The sequence below is a fragment of the Natronomonas marina genome, assembly GCF_024298905.1.
In the GTDB taxonomy this organism is placed as follows: domain Archaea; phylum Halobacteriota; class Halobacteria; order Halobacteriales; family Haloarculaceae; genus Natronomonas; species Natronomonas marina.
In genome coordinates this window covers 1,788,870-1,811,312 of the sequence record NZ_CP101154.1, presented here as the reverse complement: position 1 = coordinate 1,811,312, position 22,443 = coordinate 1,788,870, and the positions used below count along the sequence as shown (strand labels likewise).

19 protein-coding genes, 1 tRNA gene and 1 pseudogene are annotated in these 22,443 nt (G+C 67.7%); 11 read left to right on the top strand and 10 right to left on the bottom strand.

The window, feature by feature from the left end; genetic code table 11:
• The first annotated feature begins 96 nt into the window (after positions 1–96).
• Entirely contained in the window at positions 97–1,284 is a 1,188-nt protein-coding gene (gene aroC / locus NLF94_RS09755) for a chorismate synthase (RefSeq protein WP_254841276.1), read from the top strand.
• A gap of 11 nt (positions 1,285–1,295) precedes the next feature.
• Here the strand turns inward: aroC and NLF94_RS09750 are convergent, their stop codons facing one another.
• The 4 genes from NLF94_RS09750 to NLF94_RS09735 form a co-directional block, all read right to left on the bottom strand.
• Positions 1,296–2,777 carry a hypothetical protein gene (locus NLF94_RS09750; RefSeq protein ID WP_254841275.1) on the bottom strand — a complete coding sequence of 494 codons (1,482 nt, stop codon included), beginning with the start codon at positions 2,775–2,777 and terminating at the stop codon, positions 1,296–1,298.
• Between the two features lie 185 nt (positions 2,778–2,962).
• Positions 2,963–4,477 carry a hypothetical protein gene (locus NLF94_RS09745; RefSeq protein WP_254841274.1) on the bottom strand — a complete coding sequence of 505 codons (1,515 nt, stop codon included), beginning with the start codon at positions 4,475–4,477 and terminating at the stop codon, positions 2,963–2,965.
• Positions 4,478–4,564: 87 nt separating this feature from the next.
• A tRNA-Ser gene (locus NLF94_RS09740) sits at positions 4,565–4,648 on the bottom strand.
• 254 nt (positions 4,649–4,902) lie between these two features.
• Complete coding sequence (locus NLF94_RS09735) at positions 4,903–5,637, bottom strand: hypothetical protein (protein ID WP_254841273.1); 735 nt, start codon at positions 5,635–5,637, stop codon at positions 4,903–4,905.
• Between the two features lie 59 nt (positions 5,638–5,696).
• Between NLF94_RS09735 and NLF94_RS09730 the strand changes: the two genes are divergently transcribed.
• Positions 5,697–5,915 carry a hypothetical protein gene (locus tag NLF94_RS09730; RefSeq protein WP_254841272.1) on the top strand — a complete coding sequence of 73 codons (219 nt, stop codon included), beginning with the start codon at positions 5,697–5,699 and terminating at the stop codon, positions 5,913–5,915.
• 84 nt (positions 5,916–5,999) lie between these two features.
• On the opposite strand, the gene NLF94_RS09725 is transcribed toward NLF94_RS09730, so the two are convergent.
• On the bottom strand, positions 6,000–7,007 hold the full coding sequence (locus NLF94_RS09725) for an FKBP-type peptidyl-prolyl cis-trans isomerase (RefSeq protein WP_254841271.1): 1,008 nt from the start codon (positions 7,005–7,007) through the stop codon (positions 6,000–6,002).
• A 156-nt stretch (positions 7,008–7,163) separates the two neighbouring features.
• Between NLF94_RS09725 and cyaB the strand changes: the two genes are divergently transcribed.
• Positions 7,164–7,703, top strand: a complete 540-nt coding sequence (gene cyaB, locus NLF94_RS09720; RefSeq protein ID WP_254841270.1) for a class IV adenylate cyclase — start codon at positions 7,164–7,166, stop codon at positions 7,701–7,703.
• A 73-nt stretch (positions 7,704–7,776) separates the two neighbouring features.
• On the top strand, positions 7,777–8,976 hold the full coding sequence (locus NLF94_RS09715; RefSeq protein ID WP_254841269.1) for a methionine adenosyltransferase: 1,200 nt from the start codon (positions 7,777–7,779) through the stop codon (positions 8,974–8,976).
• On the opposite strand, the gene NLF94_RS09710 is transcribed toward NLF94_RS09715, so the two are convergent.
• Positions 8,973–9,461, bottom strand: coding sequence for an archaellin/type IV pilin N-terminal domain-containing protein (locus NLF94_RS09710; RefSeq protein WP_254841268.1), 489 nt, complete (start codon positions 9,459–9,461; stop codon positions 8,973–8,975). The two genes, NLF94_RS09715 and NLF94_RS09710, sit on opposite strands and share 4 nt — an antisense overlap.
• A gap of 225 nt (positions 9,462–9,686) precedes the next feature.
• Here NLF94_RS09710 and NLF94_RS09705 point away from each other — a divergent pair, with 225 nt between their 5' ends.
• Positions 9,687–10,139: a DUF5804 family protein gene (locus NLF94_RS09705; protein WP_254841267.1), complete on the top strand. Its 453-nt coding sequence runs from the start codon at positions 9,687–9,689 to the stop codon at positions 10,137–10,139.
• A 19-nt stretch (positions 10,140–10,158) separates the two neighbouring features.
• Here the strand turns inward: NLF94_RS09705 and NLF94_RS09700 are convergent, their stop codons facing one another.
• The gene (locus NLF94_RS09700; RefSeq protein WP_254841266.1) at positions 10,159–11,493 is read right to left on the bottom strand and encodes an RNA-guided endonuclease InsQ/TnpB family protein; all 1,335 of its coding nucleotides are present in this window, start codon (positions 11,491–11,493) and stop codon (positions 10,159–10,161) included.
• A gap of 155 nt (positions 11,494–11,648) precedes the next feature.
• Here NLF94_RS09700 and NLF94_RS09695 point away from each other — a divergent pair.
• Positions 11,649–12,902, top strand: a pseudogene (locus NLF94_RS09695) (RNA-guided endonuclease InsQ/TnpB family protein).
• 226 nt (positions 12,903–13,128) lie between these two features.
• On the opposite strand, the gene NLF94_RS09690 reads toward NLF94_RS09695, so the two are convergent.
• A complete protein-coding gene (locus NLF94_RS09690) occupies positions 13,129–14,115 on the bottom strand; it encodes a PLP-dependent cysteine synthase family protein (RefSeq protein ID WP_254841265.1) in 987 nt (328 codons plus the stop codon).
• Positions 14,116–14,329: 214 nt separating this feature from the next.
• Between NLF94_RS09690 and NLF94_RS09685 the strand changes: the two genes are divergently transcribed.
• Entirely contained in the window at positions 14,330–15,802 is a 1,473-nt protein-coding gene (locus NLF94_RS09685; protein ID WP_254841264.1) for an HTTM domain-containing protein, read from the top strand.
• 67 nt (positions 15,803–15,869) lie between these two features.
• On the top strand, positions 15,870–16,253 hold the full coding sequence (locus NLF94_RS09680) for a TlpA family protein disulfide reductase (protein WP_254841263.1): 384 nt from the start codon (positions 15,870–15,872) through the stop codon (positions 16,251–16,253).
• A 6-nt stretch (positions 16,254–16,259) separates the two neighbouring features.
• Here NLF94_RS09680 and NLF94_RS09675 read toward each other — a convergent pair whose 3' ends face one another.
• Positions 16,260–18,365, bottom strand: a complete 2,106-nt coding sequence (locus NLF94_RS09675) for a thioredoxin domain-containing protein (RefSeq protein ID WP_254841262.1) — start codon at positions 18,363–18,365, stop codon at positions 16,260–16,262.
• 105 nt (positions 18,366–18,470) lie between these two features.
• On the opposite strand from NLF94_RS09675, the gene NLF94_RS09670 reads away from it, so the two are divergent.
• From NLF94_RS09670 to NLF94_RS09660, 3 genes are all read left to right on the top strand, one after another.
• Complete coding sequence (locus NLF94_RS09670; RefSeq protein WP_254841261.1) at positions 18,471–19,298, top strand: hypothetical protein; 828 nt, start codon at positions 18,471–18,473, stop codon at positions 19,296–19,298.
• Positions 19,299–19,383: 85 nt separating this feature from the next.
• Positions 19,384–20,679 (top strand): phosphoribosylamine--glycine ligase, encoded by a 1,296-nt coding sequence (gene purD, locus NLF94_RS09665; protein ID WP_254841260.1) that lies wholly within the window; start codon positions 19,384–19,386, stop codon positions 20,677–20,679.
• A gap of 92 nt (positions 20,680–20,771) precedes the next feature.
• Positions 20,772–21,470, top strand: coding sequence for a sterol carrier protein (locus tag NLF94_RS09660; protein WP_254841259.1), 699 nt, complete (start codon positions 20,772–20,774; stop codon positions 21,468–21,470).
• A gap of 18 nt (positions 21,471–21,488) precedes the next feature.
• Here NLF94_RS09660 and NLF94_RS09655 read toward each other — a convergent pair whose 3' ends face one another.
• Entirely contained in the window at positions 21,489–22,373 is an 885-nt protein-coding gene (locus NLF94_RS09655) for a winged helix-turn-helix domain-containing protein (RefSeq protein WP_254841258.1), read from the bottom strand.
• Positions 22,374–22,443: the final 70 nt, after the last annotated feature.

Below are 22,443 nucleotides of genomic sequence, written 5' to 3'. Positions count from 1 at the left end.
CTTCCAAGCGTAGCCGATACGCTCACATAAACGCGTCGGTGGGCGGGCGTTGCAGCAATAACAAGCCTAAACCCCCGGCGCCCCGAGTGGCCGACAATGAACGGAAACCGCTTCGGTCGGCTCTTCCAGCTGACGACGTTCGGCGAGAGCCACGGCGAGGCGATGGGCGTCACCGTCTCCGGCTGTCCGGCGGGCGTCGAACTCGACGAGGAGGCCGTCCAGTACGAACTCGACCGCCGCAAGCCCGGCCAGTCGCAGATCACCACCTCCCGGGGCGAACCCGACGAGGTGTCCATCAAGTCCGGCACCCAGGACGGCTACACGACGGGGACGCCCATCGGGATGGTCATCCAGAACAAGGACGCCCGCTCGGGCAAGTACGAGCCGTTCGTGACGGCGCCGCGGCCCTCCCACGGCGACTACACCTACTCCGCGAAGTTCGGCACGCGCAACTGGGGCGGCGGCGGCCGCTCGTCGGCCCGCGAGACCGTCAACTGGGTCGCCGCCGGCGCCGTCGCAAAGCAGGTCCTCGAACAGTCCGACCACGACGTCCGAATCAAGGCCCACGTCAACCGGCTCCACGACATCGAGGCGCCCGATGTGACCTTCGAGGAGATGCTCGAACACACCGAAGAAAACGAGGTGCGGTGTGCCGACCCCGAGACGGCCGAGGAGATGCGCGAGTTGCTCGAGGAGTTCCAAGCACAGGGCGACTCCGTCGGCGGCTCAATCTACTTCGAGGCCCGCGGCGTCCCGCGCGGCCTCGGCGCCCCGAGGTTCGACGCCTTCCCGGCGCGGCTGGGGCAGGCCATGTTCTCGATTCCGGCCACGACGGCCTTCGAGTTCGGTCTCGGCGCCGACGCCGCGTCCGTGCCGGGTCACGACCGCAACGAGGACTGGACCTTCGAGGACGGCGACACCCGGCCCGACACCGTCGCCGAGGCGGGCGACCCCGTCCCCGTCGGCAACGACCACGGCGGCCTCCAGGGCGGCATCACCACCGGCGAACCCGTCTTCGGCGAGGTGACCTGGCACGCGCCGACCTCCATCCCGAAGGAACAGCGGACCGCCGACTGGGAGACCGGCGAACAGAAGGACGTTCAGGTCGTCGGTCGCCACGACCCGTCGCTGCCGCCCCGGGCCGTCCCCGTCGTCGAGGCGATGCTGTACGTCACCGTCCTCGACTTCATGCTCCTGGGCGGCCGTATCAACCCCGACCGACTGGACGACCGCCCCGGCGCCTACGACACCGACTACCACCCCTCCAGTCCGCGCAACGAATAGTTCGGGCGCGGTCACTCCTCCAGCGGGTCTTCACCTTCGACGTGGAAGGTCTCACCGTCGTACTCGACGGTCCTCTCGAGTTCCTCGTAGCCGACGGTGCCGCCGACGACGTGTCGGTCCGCATGGAGGACGACTCGGTCGACGCCCTCTCCGAACAGCGGCAGGGCGTTCCGGTAGCCACGCATCGGCCGCCTGAAGAGCTGTTCGGAGACGAGCCGCCGGTCGGGCTCCGCGTCGGTTCGCTCGAAGACGATTTCGGCATCGGGCGGGTGCTCGTCGTCACCCCAGACGGGCATCGTGGCGGTCACCGCCTCGCCGTCTCGCTCGATTTCGACGTCGTCGTCCGGTTTCGGGTCGACATCTGGCGCTTCGAGGTCGACCAGGGCCGCGTGGGTCTCGTTGTCGCGGCTGAAGCCGACCCTGTAGGCGTACCGGCCGCCGCCGAGGTGGCCGACGCCGCGCCCGTCCTGGCAGTCGATGGGCTCGCCGTGGAACAGCGATAGCTCCGACTCGTCGCTGTCGCCGGGCGGGATGTACGAGAGCGGCTGGTTGATGAACCACGGCGCTATGCGGAACCACTCGCCGTCGACCAGTTTGTACAGCGTCCAGTCGTACGGGTTGCCGCTCAGGCGTTCGTGACTCCGGTTCCGGAGTTCGTACTCGATGCAGGTCGGCGCCTCGACCCGCTCCGCGGCGGGCTGGAGGTAGACCGCCGTCGAGGTATCGGCCTCGTGGTACCATGCCATCCCCTCGGCGTCGGGTAGCGACGGCACGTCCGCGTCGGCGAACTCGGAGGCCGATTCCGGACCCGGCGCGTCCGTCTCCCAGACGGAGACTGTGAACCCCTCTCCCTGGTAACTGAAGGCGTACTCGCCGACGCCGAGCGGCGGTTCCTCGGGGTCGTCGCTGCCGACGAGGTAGTACTCCCCGAGAACGGCTTCGTCGGGAGCGAGCGTGACCTGTTCGGGCAGCCACTCGCGGCCGCCGCCGGCGAGTCGCCAGCGACCGTTCCCGTCCCGCGTCACCTCGGGTGCGGACTCCGCGAGGTCGTAGTTCTCGGTCGGCGCCAGGTAGATCGTCCCGTCCCCGTCGTCCCGTCTCGCGCTCGGGGGGTTCCAGAAGCCCGGAATCCGACGGAGCTCGAACGTCTCCTCGAAGCTCCCGCGGTTCTCGACGAGCGCGTGGACGACCGCGGGCGAGTCGGCGGTGGCCGGTTCGCTGATGCCGTAGGTGGTCGTGACGCGGTCGTTGATCCGGCGGCGACCGTAGAGCGCGACGGTGAGCGGCGCGGTCTCGAAGTCGACCACGCGCCGCTCGCGGAGGTCCTCGGCGGTCAGGGACCTGTCATCGTCACCCCGGTCGTCGGTCGGCGTTCCGGTCCCCGTTCCCGGTGGCGAGACCGGCGTCGCTGTCGGCGTCTCCTCGGAACCGCCGAACGTACAGCCTCCGAGGAGGGCTATTCCGGTCGTCGCGAGGAAACGACGGCGTTTCATGGAAGGTCGTCGTATCGGGCTAGGAATAAGTCTCGTGAACGGTCAAACGGCCCTTTTACACACCCGGCGAGCCGGTCACTCGGTCTCGGGTCCTTCTGTTTGGCGCCCGCATCGATTCCGACCGGCTCGACGACCGCCTCGGTGAGTACGAGACCGGTTCTCCCCTCCAGCCCCGCAACGGGTGGTCACTCCTGCGGCGCGCCCTCCCACTCGACCCGAACAGTCTCGTCCCTGTAGGCGACTGCTTTCGGTTCGTTCTTGAGGACGTTATACCCGGCGACGTCATCGCCGGCGACCCGGAGGCGAACCCGCTCAACGCCGTCCTCGAACAGCGGGAGAGAGTTCCGGTAGCCGAGGAGTTTCGGCCGGTAGAGCTGTTCGGGTATGAGACGCCGGTCGGGCTCCGCGTCGGTCCGTTCGAAGACGAACCGTTTGTCGTGCCAGCCGTCGCCACCGTCCCAGTGTGGTGTCGTGACGATGACCTCGTCGCCGTCGTACTCGATGTCGACCGCTTCGGTTGGTTCGGGCGAGACGGGCGGCGCCTCTACATCGAGCAGGGCCCCGTGTACCTCGCCGTCGTAGGAGTACCCGACGTGGAAGGCGTATCGACCGCCGCCGAGGTGACCGACCGCGCGGTAGTCGTCACACTTGACGGCGTCTCCGTTGTAGAGACCGAGGCGCCAGCGGTCGGTCTCGCCGGGCTGAAGGCCGCTGGGTGTGTGGGGATATCCGAGGGTGAACACGTAGTGCCACACCCCGGATTCGAGCTTGTAGAGCCCCCAGCGGTTGGACTTACCATCGAGAGTCGTTTTCGACCGGTTCTGTAGCTCGTATTCGACGCGAGCGGGCGCGCTCACCTGCTCGGCGGACGGCGACAGGTACACCCCGGTGTCTTCACCGGCCTCGTGGAACCACTCCGTCGGTCCATCCACCGGGAGCGGCGGGACGTCCGGGTTCTCGAAGGTCGACGCTTCAACAGGACCGGGGGTCTCGGTCGGCCAGACGGAAATGGCGAACCCGTAACTGTCGACCCCAAAGTCGTACCGGCCCCGAATGATCGGCGGCATCTCGGTGTCGTAGGGTCCGACGAGGTGGTACTCACCGAAGTACGTCTCACCGGGCGCCAGTGTCAGCCGACCGCCGAACCCATCGACCGTCCGTACGCCGAGCCGCCAGCGGCCCGCCTCGTCGCGTGTCACCGCGACCGAGTAGCCGATACCGTCGTGTTGCTTCGTGGGGGCGAGGATGGCGAAGACGCGGGGGTCCTGACTGCCGACGCGGCGACCAGCCGGCGTCGATCCGAACCCCGGCAACCGCCCGGGATAGAAGGTCTGTTCGTAGTCGCGGGTGTTCCGAATGGTCGCCCACACGACCGCCGGCGATTCGGCCGTCGGCGGCTCCACCAGCGCGTGCCGGGTCAGGAGGCCGTCCGCCGTTACATGTCCTTCTCCGCCGTCCAACATCGTCGCCGTGAGGTCGGCCGTCTCGAACTCGACCAGACTATCAGCCGCACGGAGGCGTTCTTCGGGTGACCGTTCGTCCGGCTCGGACACCGGCGTCGGACTCGGCGTCGAATCCGTCGATGAAACCGGCGTGGCAGTCCTGGTCGACGTTCTCGTCGGCGTCTCGTCTCCGATTCCGAACGTACAGCCTCCGAGGAGGGCGACAGCTGAGGCTGCGAGGAAGCTTCGACGCTTCATAGACGGGTGCTATCGACCCGCACTGATAAATTTCCTGTCTGTTAAAACCATTAGTTAACTCTCTGGTCGGATAAACGAACCAAAGGACGGTGAGACTGGGATTCGAACCCAGGAGGCCTCTCGGCCACCTGCTCTCAAGGCAGGCACAATGGGCCGCTCTGTCATCTCACCGCATCCCGTGGTACTGGTGGCTCCCTGTAAGGCCTATCGGTCCCGGTGCCCCCCGTGAGGGAGACACGGTTTTGACGCGGGGCGCCGAACGTCCGGTATGGGTGACCGTGCCTGCTATCGGGAGTTCTGCCGGGAGTGCGATGCACCGGTGACCATCGTCGACGAGACGTGTCCCGAGTGTGGACGGCAACTCGAGGTCGACTGACGGGCAGTCCGTCCCTTCGGCGCGGCGTCGGACGTGTAGAGGGCCACGATCACCGCGTCACGGCGAGGCCGCCGTCGGTCACCTCGACGACCAAGCCGGCGTCTTCGACCCACTCGGCCAGCGCCCGCGGCACCAGTCCACCGGCCTTCCGGCGGGTCCGGACGCTGGTGACGACGTCGGCGAGGTCGGCCGCCGTCTCGAGGTAGGGCTTGGTCTCGAGGAACTGGACGTCGAGACTGGCGTCGAGCACGCGGTTCGTCAGCGTCTCGAAGGCCGGCGGGGCGTAGCAGTCCGCGAAGTCGATGGGTTCGCCGAAGGCCGCGAAGTAGACCCGGCCGCCCGGCGCCGGTGCCATGACGGCGTCGGTGCTGCGGAGTTTCATCGCGGCGCCGTCTATCTCCGGGCGGGCCAGGAAGGCCGCCTCGGGGCGGGTGATGGCGACCGACGCCACCTCCTCGGTCTCCAGCAGGTGCGTGGCGGTGTTGCCCGCCCGCCCGGCGAACGACTCGCCGACCTGCTTCTCGAAGCGGACCTCGGCGGGGTCGACGACGTCGGCGACGACCTCCCGGACCTCGGTCTCGGCGCCCTCGCCGTCGAGGGCCTCGTCGGGCCGGTAGTTGACTATCAACTCCCCGCCGCTGTCGACGACGGCGCGGACGGTGTCCTTCGTCAGGGCGGTGTAGAGGTCGGCCGCTTCGGTGGGCGACAGCGACGTGGCATCGACGAGGTCCGGCAGGACGAGGCCCGGTCGCGGCGGGTCACAGAGGACGGCGACGGTGGTCATACCGTCAGGTGTCGCGGGAAGGTCTTGAGTTTTATACTCCTCGACGCGGAGAGGTCGGTATGGAGTGGACGAAACCGCTGTCGCTTTCGCTGTCGGTCCTCGTCGCCGCCCTGGCCGTCGGCGGCGCCGTCGAATTGATCCGGTCGACGCTCGGAACCGGCGAGTACGTCGCTGCTGCCGCCGGCGTGCTCGCGTTCCTCGCCGTGGTACTGCTCGCCGCCGTCGCGGTCGGGGCGAAGAACGGCCGGTGGCTCAGCAATCCCGATTCGTACTGGTAGTCGGTCGGACGACACGGGGCCTGGACCGTCCTTCGGCGAGAAAGCGGTGGATTCCGTCCCGTAGTTCGTCGACGCGTCTACGATTTATAACTCGTCTGCGATCTCGTCGGCGTCGATGTCGGCCTCCTCGAGGGCCTCCTCGATGTCGACGTCGCCGGCGCCGGCGCCGCCGCCCATACCGCCCATCATGCCGGGCATGCCCATGCCGGAGCCGTCGAGGATCTCCTGGATGAGGATGCGGTCGAGGTCCGTGAGGTCGATGATCTGCTGGGCGATCTGCTGTTTCTGCATCATCCACTGCTGGTTCATCGCCAGCTGGGGGTCGGACTCGACGTAGAGGGTCCGCTTCTCGACCGTCTCGGTGATCGTCTCGGGTTCGGCGTCCTCGTCGTCGTCCTCGTCGGGCTCCTCGACGCGGGTCTCCTCGACCTCGTCGGTCTCGATCCACATCTCCAGGTCGAGGTCGAGGAACATGTTCAGCAGGCCCTCGGCCTGCTCGAGGTCGTCCTCGACGACGCCGAGAACCTCGTAGTCGTACTCGATGTCCTCGCCGGCCAGCGGGTGGTTGAAGTCGACCCGTGCGCGGCCGCCGACGATGGTCTCGAGGACGCCCTGCTGGCCCTCGATCTGGACGCGTGCACCGGGATAGCGGTCGTCCTCGTCGATCTTGTCGGCCGAGACGGTCTCGACCTCCTCCTCGTCGTACTCGCCGAAGGCCTCCGCAGCGGGGACGACGACGCTGCCCTCGTCGCCGACCTCACCGCCGCGGATCGCGTCTTCGACCTCGGGGAAGAGGTGTCCCTCCCCGAGAACGATGACGCGCGGCTCGAAGGTGCCCTGGTCGTCGACGCCCTCTTCTTCCGCGACCTCTTCGTCGGTCGTGTCGACGAGCTGGCCGCCCTCGACGGTGCGGGCGGTGTAGCCGATGCGGACGAAGTCGCCGTCCTGAAGTCCTTCTTCTGCTTCGGCCGCGTCTTCCTCGCTTTCGGCGTCGGTGGCCTCGGCGTCCTGCTCCTCGGTCTCGGCGTCGGTCACTTCCTCGGCCTCGGTGTCGGCTTCAGTCTCCTCGACCTCATCGGATTCGTCACTCATGGTCGAACGGACAATCGTCGCACCCTTAACAATCACGTTTCCCGGCCGCAACCCGAGACGGCCGCTGGAACCGGTGTTGCCGCCGATTGTGGACGCCCGGCGGTTCCCCGTGGATCGGTCGGACGGCTTTTGCCAGCCGGGGTCGAGAGGCCACTTATGTACGAGGTCGAACTGAAGGTCGAGGCCGACCACGACGAGGTTCGCCGGCGGTTGACGGCCCTCGGCGCCGACCCTCTGGGCACCGTCGAACAGGTCGACACCTACTACGAACATCCCGTACGGGACTTCGGCGAGACCGACGAGGCCTTCAGGGTCCGCCGGGAGACGGACGACGAGGGAACCGAGACGCGGGTGACCTACAAGGGGCCGCTCGTCGAGGAGAGCTCCAAGACCCGCGAGGAGTTCGAGACCGGCGTCGAGGACGGCGAGACGATGGAACGGATGCTCGAAGAGCTGGGGTTCGAACCGTTCGAGGCCGTCGAGAAGCGCCGCGAGCGCTTCGCATGCGAGGGATACACCGTCACCCTCGACACCGTCGCCGGCCTGGGGGAGTACGTCGAGGTCGAAACCGAGGCGGCGGACATCGAGCCGGCACGGGAGGGTGCCGTAGCGCTGATGACCGACCTCGACCTCGACCCGGGCGAGCAGGTTCGGACCTCCTATCTGGGACTTCTGCTCGAATCTCGGGACGAGTGATGCTCTCGGGTAATCATAGCTTCCGTTTTGGTTTCCGTAAGTTATAGAACCGGTCGAGAGGTACTGGCTGGTAATGAGCGAGCGAAACATCCGCGTCGAGCCGGTCGTCGGCCGCGCGGTCGAGGATCAGGAGGTCGAGATCGTCGAGCGGAAGGGACTGGGACATCCCGACTCCATCTGCGACGGTATCGCCGAACACGTCTCACAGGCGCTCGCCCGCGAGTACGTCGACCGCGTGGGGAAGGTCCTCCACTACAACACTGACGAGACCCAACTCGTCGCCGGACGGTCGGCGCCGGCCTTCGACGGCGGCGAGGTCATCGAACCCATCTACCTGCTCATCACCGGCCGGGCGACCAAGGAGTACGAGGGCACGAAGATACCGGCCGAGACCATCGCGTTGCGGGCCGCCCGGGAGTACTTCCGGGAGAACTTCCCGCTCGTGGACTTCGGGACCGACATCGTCGCCGACGTGAAACTCGGCGAGGGGTCGGGCGACCTTCAGGAGGTCTTCGGCGAGGACGGCGTCCCGATGGCCAACGACACCTCCTTCGGTGTCGGCCACGCGCCGCTGACCGAGACCGAGAAGATCGTCCTCGAGTCGGAACGGCAGCTGAACGGCCACTACAGCGACGACAATCCCGCCCTCGGCGAGGACGTCAAGGTGATGGGCAAACGCGAGGGCGACCGGATCGATGTCACCGTCGCCGCCGCCGTTGTCGACCGCCACGTCTCCGACATCGACGAGTACGACGACGCCATCACCGGGGTCGGCGAGTTCGTCCAGGGGCTCGCCGAGCGGTTCACCGACCGTGAGGTGAACGTCCACGTCAACACCGCCGACGACTACGAGGCCGGCTCCATCTACCTCACGACCACCGGCACCAGCGCCGAACAGGGCGACGACGGCTCCGTCGGGCGCGGCAACCGCGCCAACGGCCTCATCACCCCCAACCGGTCGATGTCGATGGAGGCCACCTCGGGGAAGAACCCCGTCAACCACATCGGGAAGATATACAACCTGCTGTCGACGGACATCGCCGAGACGGTCGTCGACGAGGTGGACGGCATCCGCGAGATTCGGATTCGACTGCTCAGCCAGATCGGCCAGCCCATCGACCAGCCCCACGTCGCCGACGCCAACCTCGTCACCGAACCGGGCGTCGAGGTCGGCGACATCGAGGGGGTCGTCACCGACATCGTCGACCGGGAACTCGCCGACGTGACCTCCATCACCCAGCGGGTCATCGACGGCGAACTCTCGACGTTCTAGGTCTCCGCGGTTCCGTTCCAGGTGACGAGCGTGTCGCTCGTCTCCCCGTCGTCGTCCTTCCAGACCAGCCGAACCACGTCGTCCGGGGCGGTCTCGATGTAGGCGGCGTCCTCGACGGTCACGTCGTCGTCCGGCGAGAGCGCCGAACACTCGTGGAAGGCCTTCCTCGATGGGGCCGCCCCCACGATGGTGAGTTCGTCGACCGGGATGGTCTCCCCGGCGTTGTGCTTTATCTTCAACTCGCCGTTGGCGCTGTCGAAGGAGCCGTCGGTACAGCCTGTCGTGGACGTCGCCGACTGGTCGTAATCGACGGTGAACTGCGTCTGCGGCGCGGGACTCACGTCGACGACGCCGGTCTCGAAGACGAAAACGCCCGCGACCCCGGCCAGTACCACCGTGACGGCCACCATCAGGATGACGCCGATGACGGGGGAGACGGCTCGGGCGTCGCGGTTCGGGTCGTCGAGTGGGTCGTCGTGATCCATTGGCGTCGTTCCTATGTATCGCGTCCGCGGTCCGCCAGGGGCTCGGGTACGGGCTCCCGACGCGTCCGGCGACAGCCCCCGGACCACGGCTCGTCGTACGACCGTCCGTGCCGGGGACTTATTAATCGGATGCTTGACTTCTTCCGTGAGCTAGCCGGTAGCCGGCCGCGTCGGCGATCCGGGCCGACCCGTAACCGCTATTTCCCGGGCCGCACATCACCGACCATGACGCGGGTGTGTCTGGTCGGCGACGACGACGTCGAGTTGCGGTACGAACTCGTCAGCCGGGAGACCGCCAGGGACGCACTCGCCACCTACGACCTCTACGAACCGTACCGGAACACGGTCGCGCTGGAGACGGTCTCGCTGGGGAGCGCCGTCTCGCTTCTCAACGACCTCAACTGGTATCTGGTCCGCTTCGCAAGCGAGGCGCTCGTCTTCGAACCCTCGGTCAGCGACGAGGAGTGGCTCTCCAGGGGGCTGGCGGCGGCCGTCCGGGACGGGGAACTGGCCCCCGACGAGACCGACCGGTTCCTGAAGGTGTTCGGCGTCGCCGACGACGAGTTGCTGGAGCCGATGTTCGTCACCCGGACCGGGCCGGAGTTGCCCGACTACGACCTCCACGAGGTCGACGAGACGCTCGTCGTCCGCGTCACCGAATCCGAGTTCGGCGCGTAAACTACCCCACCCTACTCGCTCACGGCTTCTTCTCGCGGGCCGAAGGCCCGCTCGAATGGTCCGCGGAACTTCGTTCCGCGCTATCGCCGTTCGCTTCGTTGAGGGTGGGGCTTTCGCGTGGACTCCTGTTCTGGCCACCCTCGGCGGCAGGCGAATACTCGCCGTTCACGTTCAACGTCCCGCGATTCAAGCGCACGTTTACGGGTGCGCCTCCGCCCGACGACTTTTGCGCCGAGCGAAGATGCTTCAGACCGATGTTCTTCGCCGCGTTGTAGTCCGCGTGCGGTGAGTACCCGCACTTCAGACACTCGAATGCGTCCTGCCCGTCCGAGGTTGAACGGTTGTTCTCGTGAGTGAATCCGCACTTGGAACACCGCTGGCTCGTGTACGCAGGACTCACCTGTTCGACCGAGATGCCGACCACTTCGGCTTTGTACTCGACGTACTCGAACAGGCGGCGAAACGCCCATGCGTGGAACTTCTTGGCGTTCGGCATCCGCTCACGAATTCCCGTCAGGTTCTCGAACGCGATTACATCACAGTCGTGTTCGACGGCTTCCGCGACGAGTTCCTTCGAGACGGTGTGTAAGAAGTGGTTGTAGCGGCCCGTCTCGGTCCGTCCGACCGACTGGATGGTTTCATGAGCGGCCCGCGTTCCACGCTGTTGGAGCGACCCACGTCGCTTCTCGAACTCACGATGCCAGTGGTTCAACTCCGACCCGTTCCAGAACGTACCCGTAGAAGCGACGGCGATGTTTTCGATGCCGAGGTCAACGCCGAGGACTGTGCTGTGCCCGTCGTTGCCGTCGTCGGCAGTCTCGAACTCCACGTCCGTTTTTGTTCGGACGTGAAGGTAGAACTCGCCGTCGCGGTAGTGGAGTTCTGCGCCCGTCACTTCGTAATCGTCGTTGAATAGGTACTCCGAGTGGGGGGTCTCGCGGCCCTCGTCGGGAAGGATGTACTCGGCGGTGATGCGTCCTTCGACGGTTGAGAGCGTTGCGTGGTCGTCGTTGAACGTCGCACATCGCTTGTCGTAGACGAGCGTCGGGGCAGTGAAGTGCGGCTTCCCCGCGTAGTCACCGTGCTTCCACCGAGCGACGACGCTCTGTACGGCATCGGCGGCCTTGTTGCGAGCGTTCTGGACGAGATTCGCTTGAAGCCTCGTTTCGGCCCGCACGTCGTCGTAGGTTTCGCGTTGAAGTTTGGATTTTCTTGTGGTCTTGTACTCACCTTGCCACGCGTGGTCTACGACGTAGTTGGCGGCCCAGAGGAACTCGGAGATGGTTTCGTGGAGGAGGTCAGCGTCGCTGTCGGCTACGTCGAGTTTGACGGGGATGGTGCGACGTACCTCCATCCGTGTTTCAGATGTAGATTCATGTCTTTATAGAAAGTACGAGGCGAAAACCCACGGCTTTAGCCGTGGGATGAAGCCGACAACTGGAAAGCAAACCACGCTACAGTAGCAGGCCGCCCCCAATTTTTAATAATATCCCAAGCTACATATAAGATATGGCGGTGCGGCGTACCGTCCCCGTTGCGCTCGACGTGGACAGTGATGACGCCGCACTCCTCAAAGACACCGTAGACACGTTCCGCTGGTCGGCACAGTACGCCGTCGACCACGCCTTCCAAGGCGAGTACGTAACCACCAGCAAGACCACGCTGGATGACGAAACCTACGACGACGTGCGCGAGAAAACGGACGGATTCAACGGTGGACTGGTGCAAGCCGCTCGGAACAAGGCCGCTGAAGCCTGCAAAAGCGTCGTCGCACGCTGGAAACAGGGCAAGAAAGCCTCGAAACCACGCTTCACCAGTCCGCACGTCGTCTACGACAAACGCACCGCCACGTTTCACGACGAGTACGTGAGCCTCGCCACCACAGACGGCAGAATTGAAGCCGACTACGTCCTGCCCGATGAGGATAGCGACACGCCGCACTCGGAGTACCTGTTTTCAGACGAGTACGAAACGACGGGGGCGGAACTGCACTACCACGACGGCGACTGGGTGCTTCACGTCCACTGCAAGATGGACGTGGAGTCCGACACGTCGGAACAGGCGACCACCGAGAACGGAACGGTTCTCGGGGTTGACCTCGGCGTGAACAACCTCGCCGTGACCTCGACAGGCACGTTCTGGACGGGCAGCGAGTTCGACCACTGACGCAGGGAGTACGAGAAGCGACGCGGCGACTTACAGGAGCATGGCACCCGATGGGCACACGAGAACATCCAATCAGTAGGTCGCAAAGAAGACGGCCGATTCAAGCAGACGCTCCATCGAATCAGCAACGAGTTGATCGAGGAGGCCCGCGACCACAGGTGTTCGGTGATTGCCTTCGAGGACTTGACCGGCATTCGCGAGCGCCTCGGCGCGTCGTGGGGACACAAGTGGGCGTTCAACCGACTCTACGAGTACGTCGAATACAAAGCCGTCGAGTACGACATCGAGGTAGTGCAGGTAGACCCGGAGAACACGTCGCGGCGATGTTCTCACTGTGGATTCACCCACCCAGACAACCGTGAGAGCGACGCCTTTGAGTGTCAAAAGTGTGGCTACGAGAACCACGCCGACTACAACGCCGCGAAAAACATCGGGGTACGGCATCTCCGTCGCCACCAAACTGGGGGCGATGGAGGCGCACCCTTGGGCGTGCGCTTGAACAGCGGGACGTTGAACGTGAACGGAGGCTATTCTCCTGCCCCTGATGGGGCCAGAACGGGAGTCCACGCTGAATCCCACGGCTTTAGCCGTGGGTAGCTCAAATTAGTAATGGTTAGGTGGGGGAGTCGACCAGCCATCGAGCGTGGTTGGTGTAGGACCGTGTCGGTTTCTGCTCACGGGCCGAAGGCCCGTTTGCACGGCCCGAGGCGCGTAGCGCCTCGCTGTCCTCTCCGACCTGCTCGCTCGCTACGCTCGCTCCTTGAGGTCGGAGGCTCCACCTCGAATGACGCTGAGGGGTATCGACGGCTCCGCCGTCACCGCCTCAATCGAACATCCCGGTCGACATGTAGCGCTCCCCGGAGTCCCAGAAGACCGTGACGACGAGCGGACACTCCTCGGGAATCGGCTCGCGTGCCGGCGGCTCGTCGTCGAGGATTCCCACCTTGTTGTCCGGCGTGGGGGCCTCGGCGTCGACGCCGCGCTCCTCGACGAGGCGCTCGGCGACCCGTCTGGCGGCGACCAGCGACGCCCCCGAGGACTGGCCGACGAGGACGCCCTCCTCGCGGGCGAGGCGGCGACACGCCGTCTCCGCGGCGTCGAGACCGACCACCTCCACGTCGTCGAGCAGTTCGCGGTCGAGGTTCGGCGAGACGAACCCGGGCCCCATCCCCTGGAAGGCGTCCTCGCCCGTCTCGCCGCCCGTCAGCACCTCGTTGCCCTCGGGTTCGACGCCGACGACCTCTATCTCGGGGAACGCCTCCCGGAGGCGGCGGCCGACGCCGGTTATCGTGCCGCCGGTGCCGATGCCGGCCACCAGGGCGTCGACCGTCCGGTCGCCGACCGCCTCGAGTATCTCCGAACCGGTCGTCCGGTAGTGCGATTCGGGGTTGGCCGGGTTCTCGAACTGCCGGACCTGGACCGCCCCCTCCGAGTCGGTCAGTTCGTCGGCGCGCTCTTTGGCGTCGGAGATGTCCCCCTCGACGAGTTCCAGGTCCGCGCCGTAGGCCTCCATTATCCGCCGTCGCTCGGGCGACTTCGAGGCTGGCATGACGACCGTGATGTCGTAGCCCTTCGCGGCGGCGACCATGGAGAGCCCGATGCCGGTGTTGCCGGACGTAGGCTCGACGATGCGGTCGCCGGGACCGAGTTCGCCGGACCGCTCTGCGGCCTCGACCATCGCCACCGCCGGCCGGTCCTTCGCGGACCCGCCGGGGTTCTTCGACTCCACCTTCGCCGCGACGACCGACCCACGGGGCGACTCGACCTGCACGAGTGGCGACCCGAGGGTTCCGAGGATGCCCCGTTCCATTGGCGGTGGGTTGTGCGCGGTGGTATAAAACCCCGCTGGAGGCGGGAGGGAATGCCGCGGCCGGTGTCGACCGCCCGGGGAGTCGCCCCGGCGGGGGAGCCGGTCTCCTCGTTCCGATCGTCGCACCGTCGGTTCGGCCGTCGTGATTTTCCTCACGACGGTGGTCGCGTCGCTCGACAAGACATTTACGGCGGCCGGCGGATCGGGTTTAGATATGGTCCCCGGACGCGACACCGCCCTCCTTCCGTCGGCCCGGGCCGCGCTCCGACGACGGCTCGGTATCGACGCCCGCGCGCTCGCGGCCTTCCGCATCGCGGTCGGCAGTCTCCTCGTCGTCGACCTGCTGTACCGGAGCCGGAACCTCGGCGTCTTCTACACCGACGGGGGCGTCCTGCCGCGGGCCGCCAGCGCCGAACTGTACCCGACGCTGTCGGCGCTGTCGATTCACGGCCTGTCGGGGGCGGCGTGGCTCCAGTGGCTCCTCTTCGCCGTCGGCGGCACCCTGGCCGTCCTGCTGACCGTCGGCTACCGGACCCGCATCACCGCCGCCGGCTCGTGGGTCCTGCTCGCGTCGTTGCAGTTCCGCAACTACGTCGTCCTCAACGGCGGCGACACCGTCCTGCTCGTCGCGCTGTTCCTCGCGCTGTTTCTGCCCCTCGGCGAGCGGTGGTCGCTGGACGCCGTGGCCGACCGGCGCGAGGGTCGGCCCCGCTCGCGGGTCGCCGGCTTCGCGTCGGCCGCGCTGCTGTCGCAGGTGACGCTCATCTACGCGACGAACGCGGTGTTCAAGCTCCGCAGCGACGCCTGGACGAACGGCACGGCGGTCCGGTACGTCTTCGCCGTCGACCGCTTTACCGTCCGCTTCGGCGACCTGCTGGCGGAGGTGCCGGCGCTTCTGGTCGCCGTCAACTGGACGTGGCTCGCCATGCTCGTCGCCTCGCCGCTGCTCGTGGTTGCGACGGGCCGCGCCCGGACGGCCCTCGTGGCGGCCTTCGGGACCGCACACCTCGGGATGTGGCTGACGATGGACCTCGGTCTCTTCCCGCACGCCATGGTGGCCTGCCTGCTCCTCTTCGTGCCGCCGTCCGTCTGGGACCGCACGGAGCGGGCCGTCGCACCGGTCGAGCGGTCGCTGCGGGCGCGAGTCGGGAACTCGCCGTTCGTCCACTCGGGACCGTTGCTGCCTCTGGGGGTCCGGGATGTGGCGGCCCGCCTCGCCCCGGCCGTGACGGCGACGGTGCTGGTCGTCGGACTCCTCTGGCAGGGTGTGGCGGTCGGCTACGTCGCCGCGCCCGCCGAGACGCCCGTCGACCCGGCCGAACATAGCTGGAAACTGTTCGCGCCGCACCCACCGACGGCCGACGGCTGGTTCGTCGTCACCGGCGGTCTCTCGTCGGGAGCGACCGTCGACCTCTACCTGCACGCGAACACGAGCGACGGGCCACCGGCGGACAGCGCGGCAACGTATCCCACGACGCGGTGGCGCAAGTACCTCACCGAGGTCCGGCGGGACCCGCTGGTTCGGCGGTACTTCGCCGACTACCTCTGTCGGTGGGGGGAGGACCGCTACGGCGAGCGCGTCGAGACGGTCGACATCGAGTACGTCACCGAATCGGTCCGCTTCGAGGGCCCGACCCCGACGGAACGGCGCCGTCTCGGCCGCTACCGGTGTCCGGTCGTGGACTGACGCGACGAAGCCTGCCCGACGCCCGCACACCGACCACGTTTAAGCCGCTCGCACCGAACCCACTGGCATGGAACTGGAGACGATGCGGCCCAACCCGGTCTTCGACGCCGAATCCTACGACGACGCCGTCGCCGTCTTCGAGTCGCTGGCCGACGACATCGTCGTCAAGGTGTGGGGCGGCGACTGGTGCAAGGACTGCCGCTCGCAGTTGCCGGACTTCGGGGCGGCGCTCGACGCCGCCGGCGTCGACGCCGTCGAGCACTACCCCGTCGAGAAGGCCGACGACGGCTCGAAGGTCGGCCCGAAGGTCGACGAGTACGGCATCGAACTCATCCCGACCGTCGTCGTCGAGGACGCCGCCACCGGCGAGGAACTCGCCCGGTTCGTCGAGGAGGAGGACGTTCCGATCGCCGTCTACCTCGCCGAGCGGCTGGCGTCGCGCGCCGAGTAGCGCCGCTCAGAACTCCGAGCGAGCCCACGCCAGCGCCTCGCTCACGTCGTGCTTCGGTGGCGAGCAGGTGAAGTCCCGGCACGCGTAGACGGTCGGCTCGCCGTCCCGGACCTCGCGGTTCGCCCAGACGGGCGGCACTTCGTCCAGCCCCAGGCGCCCGGCCCACTCCTCGACGCCGGCCTCCTCGGGCGGCCGGACGCTCAGAAACCGCGTCGGCAGGTACGTCGACCCCACCTCGGCGCGGACGGCCTCGGGCAGGCCGTCGGCGGCCACCGTCAATTCCAGGTGACCGACGGCCCGGTCGTCGGCCGCGAGCGAAAGCGAGGCGTGCGACAGCGGGTTCGACTCCAGCGTCCCGGCGTGGGTCTCCAGCACCGTCTCCGCGACGTCGCCGAACCCCTCGTCGGGCGCGACGGCGTCCAGCGTCGAGAGCAACTGGACGGCGACGCCGGTGCTGGCCGGCGTCGAGGCGTCCGTCAGTTCCTGTGGCCTCGCCAGCAGCTTCTCGCCGTCCGCGGGCGTGAAGTACAGCGTCCCCTCGCTCTCGTCGAAGAAGGCGTCCCGGACGACCCGGCCGAGTTCCAGCGCGAACGCCAGGTGCTCGACGTCGCCGGTCGCCTCGTAGAGGTGGATGGCGCCGCGCCCGAGGAAGGCGTAGTCCTCGAGGTAGCCCGGGATGCCGACATCGCCGTCCTTGAACCGGCGGTTCAGCCGGCGCTCGTCGGCGTCCCAGAGGTGCTGCCGACAGAAGTCCAGCGCCTCGGTCGCGGCGTCGGCGTACGACGAATCGAGGACGAGCGCACCCTCGGCCAGCGCCGACACCATCAGGCCGTTCCAGCCGGCAAGCACCTTCTCGTCGCGCGGCGGCCGGGGGCGCTCGCTACGGGCCTCGAAGGCCCGCTCGCGGGCGCGTTCGAGACGTTCCTCGACCGACGTCACGGACTCGCCGTACTCGTCGGCCAGTGCCTCGATACTCGTCGATTCGGTGAGGACCGTCGTCCCGTTCTCGAAGTTGCCGGCCGCGGTGACGCCGTAGCGGTCGCAGAACAGGTCGGCGTCCGCGTCGTCGACGGCCTCGTGGACCTCCTCGGGCGTCCACACGTAGAAGGCGCCCTCCTCGCGCTCGCCGTCGGCCGTCTCGCTCTCGGCGTCGAGCGTCGAGTAGAAGCCCCCGTCGGGGTGGGTCATCTCGCGCTCGACGAACGCGAAGGTGCCCCGGACGGCGTCGGCGTACCGCTTCTCGCCGGTGACCTGGTAGCCCGCCAGCAGCGCCCGCGGAATCTCGGCGTTGTCGTACAGCATCTTCTCGAAGTGCGGGACGGTCCAGTCGCGGTCGACGCAGTAGCGGTGGAAGCCGCCGCCGACGTGGTCGTAGAGACCGCCGGCACACATGGCGTCGAGCGTCGTCGTCGCCACGTCGAGGTACTCATCGCGGCCGGTCCGGTCGTGGGCGCGCAGGAGGACGTGAATCCGGCCGGGCTGTGGGAACTTCTGGCCGCGACCCCAGCCGCCGTGCTCGCGGTCGGCGCCCCGGAGCGCCGACGACGCGGCGGCGTCGAGGAACTCGGCGTCGGGCGCCTCGCCCGGCGTCTCCGGGGTGTCCTCGAGTTCGCCGGTCACGGCGTCGGTCCACTGCTCGGCGCGCTGCTCGATTTCGGCGCGCTCCTCGGGGTCGTTCCAGGAGGCGGCGATGTCGTCCAGCAGCCCCCCGAACCCGGGCATGCCCCGCTTCGGTTCCGGCGGGAAGTAGGTGCCGACGTGGAACGGCTCGCCCTCGGGCGTGAGGAACACCGACAGCGGCCACCCGCCCTGTCCGCGGACCATCTGACAGACGCTCATGTAGACGCTGTCGACGTCCGGCCGCTCCTCGCGGTCGACCTTGATGGGGACGAAGTTCTCGTTGAGCCGTTCGGCGACTGCGGGGTCCTCGAAGCTCTCTTCCTCCATTACGTGACACCAGTGGCAGGCGGCGTAGCCGATAGAGAGGAATATCGGCACGTCGCGCTCCCGTGCGAGTTCGAGGGCGGCCTCGTCCCAGGGCTGCCAGGCGACGGGGTTGTCGGCGTGCTGGGCGAGGTACGGCGAGGCGGCCTCGTCGAGGCGGTTCTCCATACCCGACGTGGGACCGCCACGGTCTTAACGCCCGTCCCGCCCCCGACGCCGGTCTCGCGGATCGTGATAGCGGGTTATTTGAGGGGTCCGCTGGAGTGATCCACCATGAAGCTCTCCCGAAGGGGCGCCCTCCGTGCCGCCGGTGGACTGCTCGCCGGCGGCGGGCTGGCGGGCTGTGTCGAACGCCGGGTGACGCGGCGGGAAACCAACGTCGAAAGCTCGACCACCTGGGACCTCGACCCCGGGGCCGGCGAGGAACTCGACGCCTCGGCGTTCGAAGCCTACGTCGAGGAGATGGCCAACGTCTACGGCGACAGCGGCGTCTGGGGACTCGTCGACCCCGAAGCCGCCGACTTCGAGGCCGCCTACGCCCAGCGGCTCCCGATCGTCCGGGAGTCGTCGGGCCAGCCGGGCGGCGACCAGCCGACGCTGTCGCCCGACGAGATCGACCGCGAGGACGGGCACCCGATCCTCGACGCGGCCGTCTCGATGTACGGCCTCGGCGACTCGACGTACCGCTACTGGCTGTGGGCCGCCGTCGACGTGCGCAACGACACCTTCCCGACCGACGCCGACGCGACGGTGCTCTCGACGGGCGTCTCCGTCCGCGACGGGACGGTCACGAGGGCCGCGGCCGTCGCCAGGGACGGCGACGCCACCCCGACCGGAAACTGGGACGGGGGTATAGCGACCGTCGACGTTCCCGTCGATGGGGGCGACACGGAGACCGTCGGCCGGTTCCCGCTCTACGAGACGACGGATTCGGTCGGGACCGCCGCCCGGACCGAGGCCGACGGCCACTACGTCGTCGAGTGGTCCGGCGGCGTCGACGGCGTCCAGTCGGCCAACGGCGTCTGCGAGGTCGAACGGTCCGGCGAGTACGACCTCGGCTGGAGCGTCGGGGGCGGCTACCGGCGCGTCGACCGGGTGTGAAACCGACCCAGTGTAACCACGTTCGTGTACACGCTTTCCCCCCGGAAGGGCAACGTTTAGGCATCCTTGCGTCCCGAACTCGCGTATGACCGAGACGGTTCTCCTCGTGGGCGGCGGCGGACGGGAGCACGCCATCGCCCGCGCGGTTGACGATTCGGCCGACGCGGAACTGTACGCCTGCGCCTCGAACCGCAATCCCGGCATCGACTCGCTGGCCGAGGGCTTCGAGACGGTCGAGGAGACCGACGCCGACGCAATCGTCGCCTACGCCGAGGCGGTCGGCGCGACGCTTGCGGTCATCGGTCCCGAGTCGGCGCTGGAGGCCGGCGTCGCCGACGCCCTCGACGACGCCGGCGTCTACGCCTTCGGCCCGCGCGCCGAACAGGCACGCATCGAGACCGACAAGGCCTTCCAGCGGGAGTTCATGGCCGACAACGCGATTCCCGGCTGTCCCGACTACGAGATTTTCGACGACCCGGAGGCCGCCGCCGACTACATCCGCGAGTACGACGGCGACCTGGCCATCAAGCCGCGCGGACTCACCGGCGGCAAGGGCGTCCGCGTCATCGGCGACCAGATTACGGCCGAGGAGGGTGTCGAGTACGTCCTCGAGAGCGACTACGAGGAGTACGTCCTCGAGGAGCGACTCGTCGGCGAGGAGTTCACGATTCAGGCCTTCGTCGCCGACGGCCAGTACCGCGTCTCGCCGGCCGTCCAGGACCACAAGCGCGCCTACGAGGGCGACGAGGGCCCCAACACCGGCGGGATGGGGTCGTACTCGGACGCCACCTTCGAGTTGCCGTTCATGACCGAGGACGACTACACCGCGGCCGTCGAGATTATCGACGCCGTCGTCGGGGCGATGGACGACTACAAGGGCATCCTCTACGGCCAGTTCATGCTGACCGCCGAGGGACCGAAGGTCGTCGAGTTCAACGCCCGCTTCGGTGACCCCGAGGCGATGAACACGCTGCCCGTCCTGGAGACGGACTTCGTGTCGGTGCTGCGGGCGGCCCGTGAGGGCGAGGACCTGCCGGAACTGGAGTTCTCGAATCAGGCGACCGTCTGCAAGTACGCCGTCCCCGACGGCTACCCGACCGACCCCACCGCCGGCGCGAGGGTGAACATCGACCCCGACTCGGCGGGCGAGGCGCTCCTGTTCTACGCCAGCGTCGACGCTCGCGAGGACGGCGTCTACACGACCACCTCCCGCTCCTTCGCCGTCGTCGGCCGCGCCGGGACCATCACCGAGGCGGAGGCCATCGCCGAGGACGCGCTGCAGCGGGCCGGCGAGGAGGGGCTTCGCGTCCGTCACGACATCGGGACGGCCGAACTGCTGCAGGCCCGCATCGACCACATGAACGAACTGCGCGGCGACTGAGGGACGAACGGACGCGTCCGTCGGCCCCCACCGGCCGCCCATACGAGGCAGCCGGCTTATTCTGACCCACCACGAGGGTACCGACAGAACCGATGCCGTACTTCCCGACCGAGGCGTGGCTGGAGGCGTACAGGCGACGACTGAACGACAGCGAGGCGTTCGCCGACCTCGGGGCCGGGTGGGCCCGCGGCTTCGACGGCGACGTCCGCTACGTCATCACCGACCTGCCGGTCGAGACGACGACGCTCGGGGACCTCCCGCCGGGCGTCCTCGATGGACTGCCCGACCACGTCCGCGAGCGGGTCGCCGACGTTCCGCTGGCGGAGGCGCCGGCCGCGTTCGACCCCATCCGGGAGGGGCTGCCCGACGACGTGGTCGACAGGCTCGACCAGCTGGAACGGTACGCCGTCGACGGGACGGTGCACGCCCACGTCGGCCTGGAGGACGGCCGCTGTACCGACGTCGAGGTACTCGAATCGCCCGACGAGCGCGAGGCGGGGTTCGTCCTCCGTGGCTCCTACGACGTCTGGCGGTCGATAGTCGACGGCCGGCCGTCATCGTCGGCCGTCCTGAGCGGCGACCTCGCCTTCGAGGGCAACCGCGTGCGACGGCTCCGCTACGCCCCGATGTTCGGAATGTTGGGCGACGCCGCCGCCGACGTGGAGACGACCCACCTGTTCCCCGCGGAGGAGACGCCCTCGCAGCCGGTGCTGGACACGGCGATGCGGGGTCGCTCGCTGCTGGAGCGGCAGGTGCACCGGCGCGTCAAGCGGACGGTCGACCTCCTGTAGCGTCCCCGGCGACCACCGTCAGTACCGGTTCGTCTCGATCACGTTCAGTTCCTCGTCGACGACGAGTTCCAGCGTCAGCCCCTCGAGCGTGACCGCGACGGCGACCTCCCAGGGATCCCGCGAGCGGACCGTCGTGTGTTCGTCCGAGAGGACGAACTCCAGTTCCCAGTGGTTGACGGAGGTCAGATCGACGCCGTGCTCGTAGAAAAAGGAGATCAACGCGGGGTGGTACAGAAGCGCGAGCCCGACGGTCATGTACTGTTGCCGGCCGCAGTGGTCACACCCCCAGTGGACGAAGACGTCGAGCCGTTCGGATCCCTCCGACCACACTTCCTCGGACGGCACGAACTCCAGTTCCATCGGGTTGACGCAGATCGGACAGACCCCGCGGGAGGCGACCAGCATCTGGTGGCGGTTGTACTGGTCGACCCGGGCCAGCAGTTCCGTCTCGTCGGCCTCCGAGACAGCACTCGGCGGCAGCATCGTGCTCGCAAAGAGGTGGTCGCAGCCGGGACAGACCAGCCGGAAGGAGCCGTCGTCGTAGGACGCCTCCACAGGGGTCGAACAGAAGTAGCAGTCGAAGCCGGCATCGAACGGCTCGACCGTGACCCGGCGGTTGAACGCGCCCGAGCGGATGGCGCGGTACAGCGCCAGCCCCGGCGCACGCAGCACGTATCCGTCATCGGTGTTCTCGACGAACGGGCCGACGAGCTTCTGGAGGTGGTAGTTGAACTGGCCGCTGTCGACGCCCTCGTCGACGCGGGTCCGCAGTTCCGAGAAGGAGAGTCCCTCGTGTGGCGACTCTCCGAGCACCCGCATTATCTCGGCGCGGAGTTCGTTGCCCAGCAGTCCGAAGGCGTCCTCGGCGGTCAGCCCCTCTGCCGTGGCCTCCTCGTCGGTCATTCGGTTCCAGTAGGTCGCCGCGGACACATAAACGCGTCCCCACCCGACATCACCTGAAGCGACCGGTATT

Bases quoted from the DNA above. Each gene is read 5' to 3' on its own strand.
- NLF94_RS09710 (WP_254841268.1), bottom strand. From the start codon at position 9,461: ATGGATCACGACGACCCACTCGACGACCCGAACCGCGACGCCCGAGCC.
- NLF94_RS09735 (WP_254841273.1), bottom strand. From the start codon at position 5,637: ATGACCACCGTCGCCGTCCTCTGTGACCCGCCGCGACCGGGCCTCGTC.
- cyaB (WP_254841270.1), top strand. From the start codon at position 7,164: ATGTACGAGGTCGAACTGAAGGTCGAGGCCGACCACGACGAGGTTCGC.
- NLF94_RS09705 (WP_254841267.1), top strand. From the start codon at position 9,687: ATGACGCGGGTGTGTCTGGTCGGCGACGACGACGTCGAGTTGCGGTAC.
- NLF94_RS09675 (WP_254841262.1), bottom strand. From the start codon at position 18,365: ATGGAGAACCGCCTCGACGAGGCCGCCTCGCCGTACCTCGCCCAGCAC.
- NLF94_RS09690 (WP_254841265.1), bottom strand. From the start codon at position 14,115: ATGGAACGGGGCATCCTCGGAACCCTCGGGTCGCCACTCGTGCAGGTC.
- NLF94_RS09750 (WP_254841275.1), bottom strand. From the start codon at position 2,777: ATGAAACGCCGTCGTTTCCTCGCGACGACCGGAATAGCCCTCCTCGGA.
- purD (WP_254841260.1), top strand. From the start codon at position 19,384: ATGACCGAGACGGTTCTCCTCGTGGGCGGCGGCGGACGGGAGCACGCC.
- aroC (WP_254841276.1), top strand. From the start codon at position 97: ATGAACGGAAACCGCTTCGGTCGGCTCTTCCAGCTGACGACGTTCGGC.
- NLF94_RS09655 (WP_254841258.1), bottom strand. From the start codon at position 22,373: ATGACCGACGAGGAGGCCACGGCAGAGGGGCTGACCGCCGAGGACGCC.
- NLF94_RS09680 (WP_254841263.1), top strand. From the start codon at position 15,870: ATGGAACTGGAGACGATGCGGCCCAACCCGGTCTTCGACGCCGAATCC.
- NLF94_RS09670 (WP_254841261.1), top strand. From the start codon at position 18,471: ATGAAGCTCTCCCGAAGGGGCGCCCTCCGTGCCGCCGGTGGACTGCTC.
- NLF94_RS09685 (WP_254841264.1), top strand. From the start codon at position 14,330: ATGGTCCCCGGACGCGACACCGCCCTCCTTCCGTCGGCCCGGGCCGCG.
- NLF94_RS09700 (WP_254841266.1), bottom strand. From the start codon at position 11,493: ATGGAGGTACGTCGCACCATCCCCGTCAAACTCGACGTAGCCGACAGC.
- NLF94_RS09725 (WP_254841271.1), bottom strand. From the start codon at position 7,007: ATGAGTGACGAATCCGATGAGGTCGAGGAGACTGAAGCCGACACCGAG.
- NLF94_RS09745 (WP_254841274.1), bottom strand. From the start codon at position 4,477: ATGAAGCGTCGAAGCTTCCTCGCAGCCTCAGCTGTCGCCCTCCTCGGA.
- NLF94_RS09715 (WP_254841269.1), top strand. From the start codon at position 7,777: ATGAGCGAGCGAAACATCCGCGTCGAGCCGGTCGTCGGCCGCGCGGTC.
- NLF94_RS09730 (WP_254841272.1), top strand. From the start codon at position 5,697: ATGGAGTGGACGAAACCGCTGTCGCTTTCGCTGTCGGTCCTCGTCGCC.
- NLF94_RS09660 (WP_254841259.1), top strand. From the start codon at position 20,772: ATGCCGTACTTCCCGACCGAGGCGTGGCTGGAGGCGTACAGGCGACGA.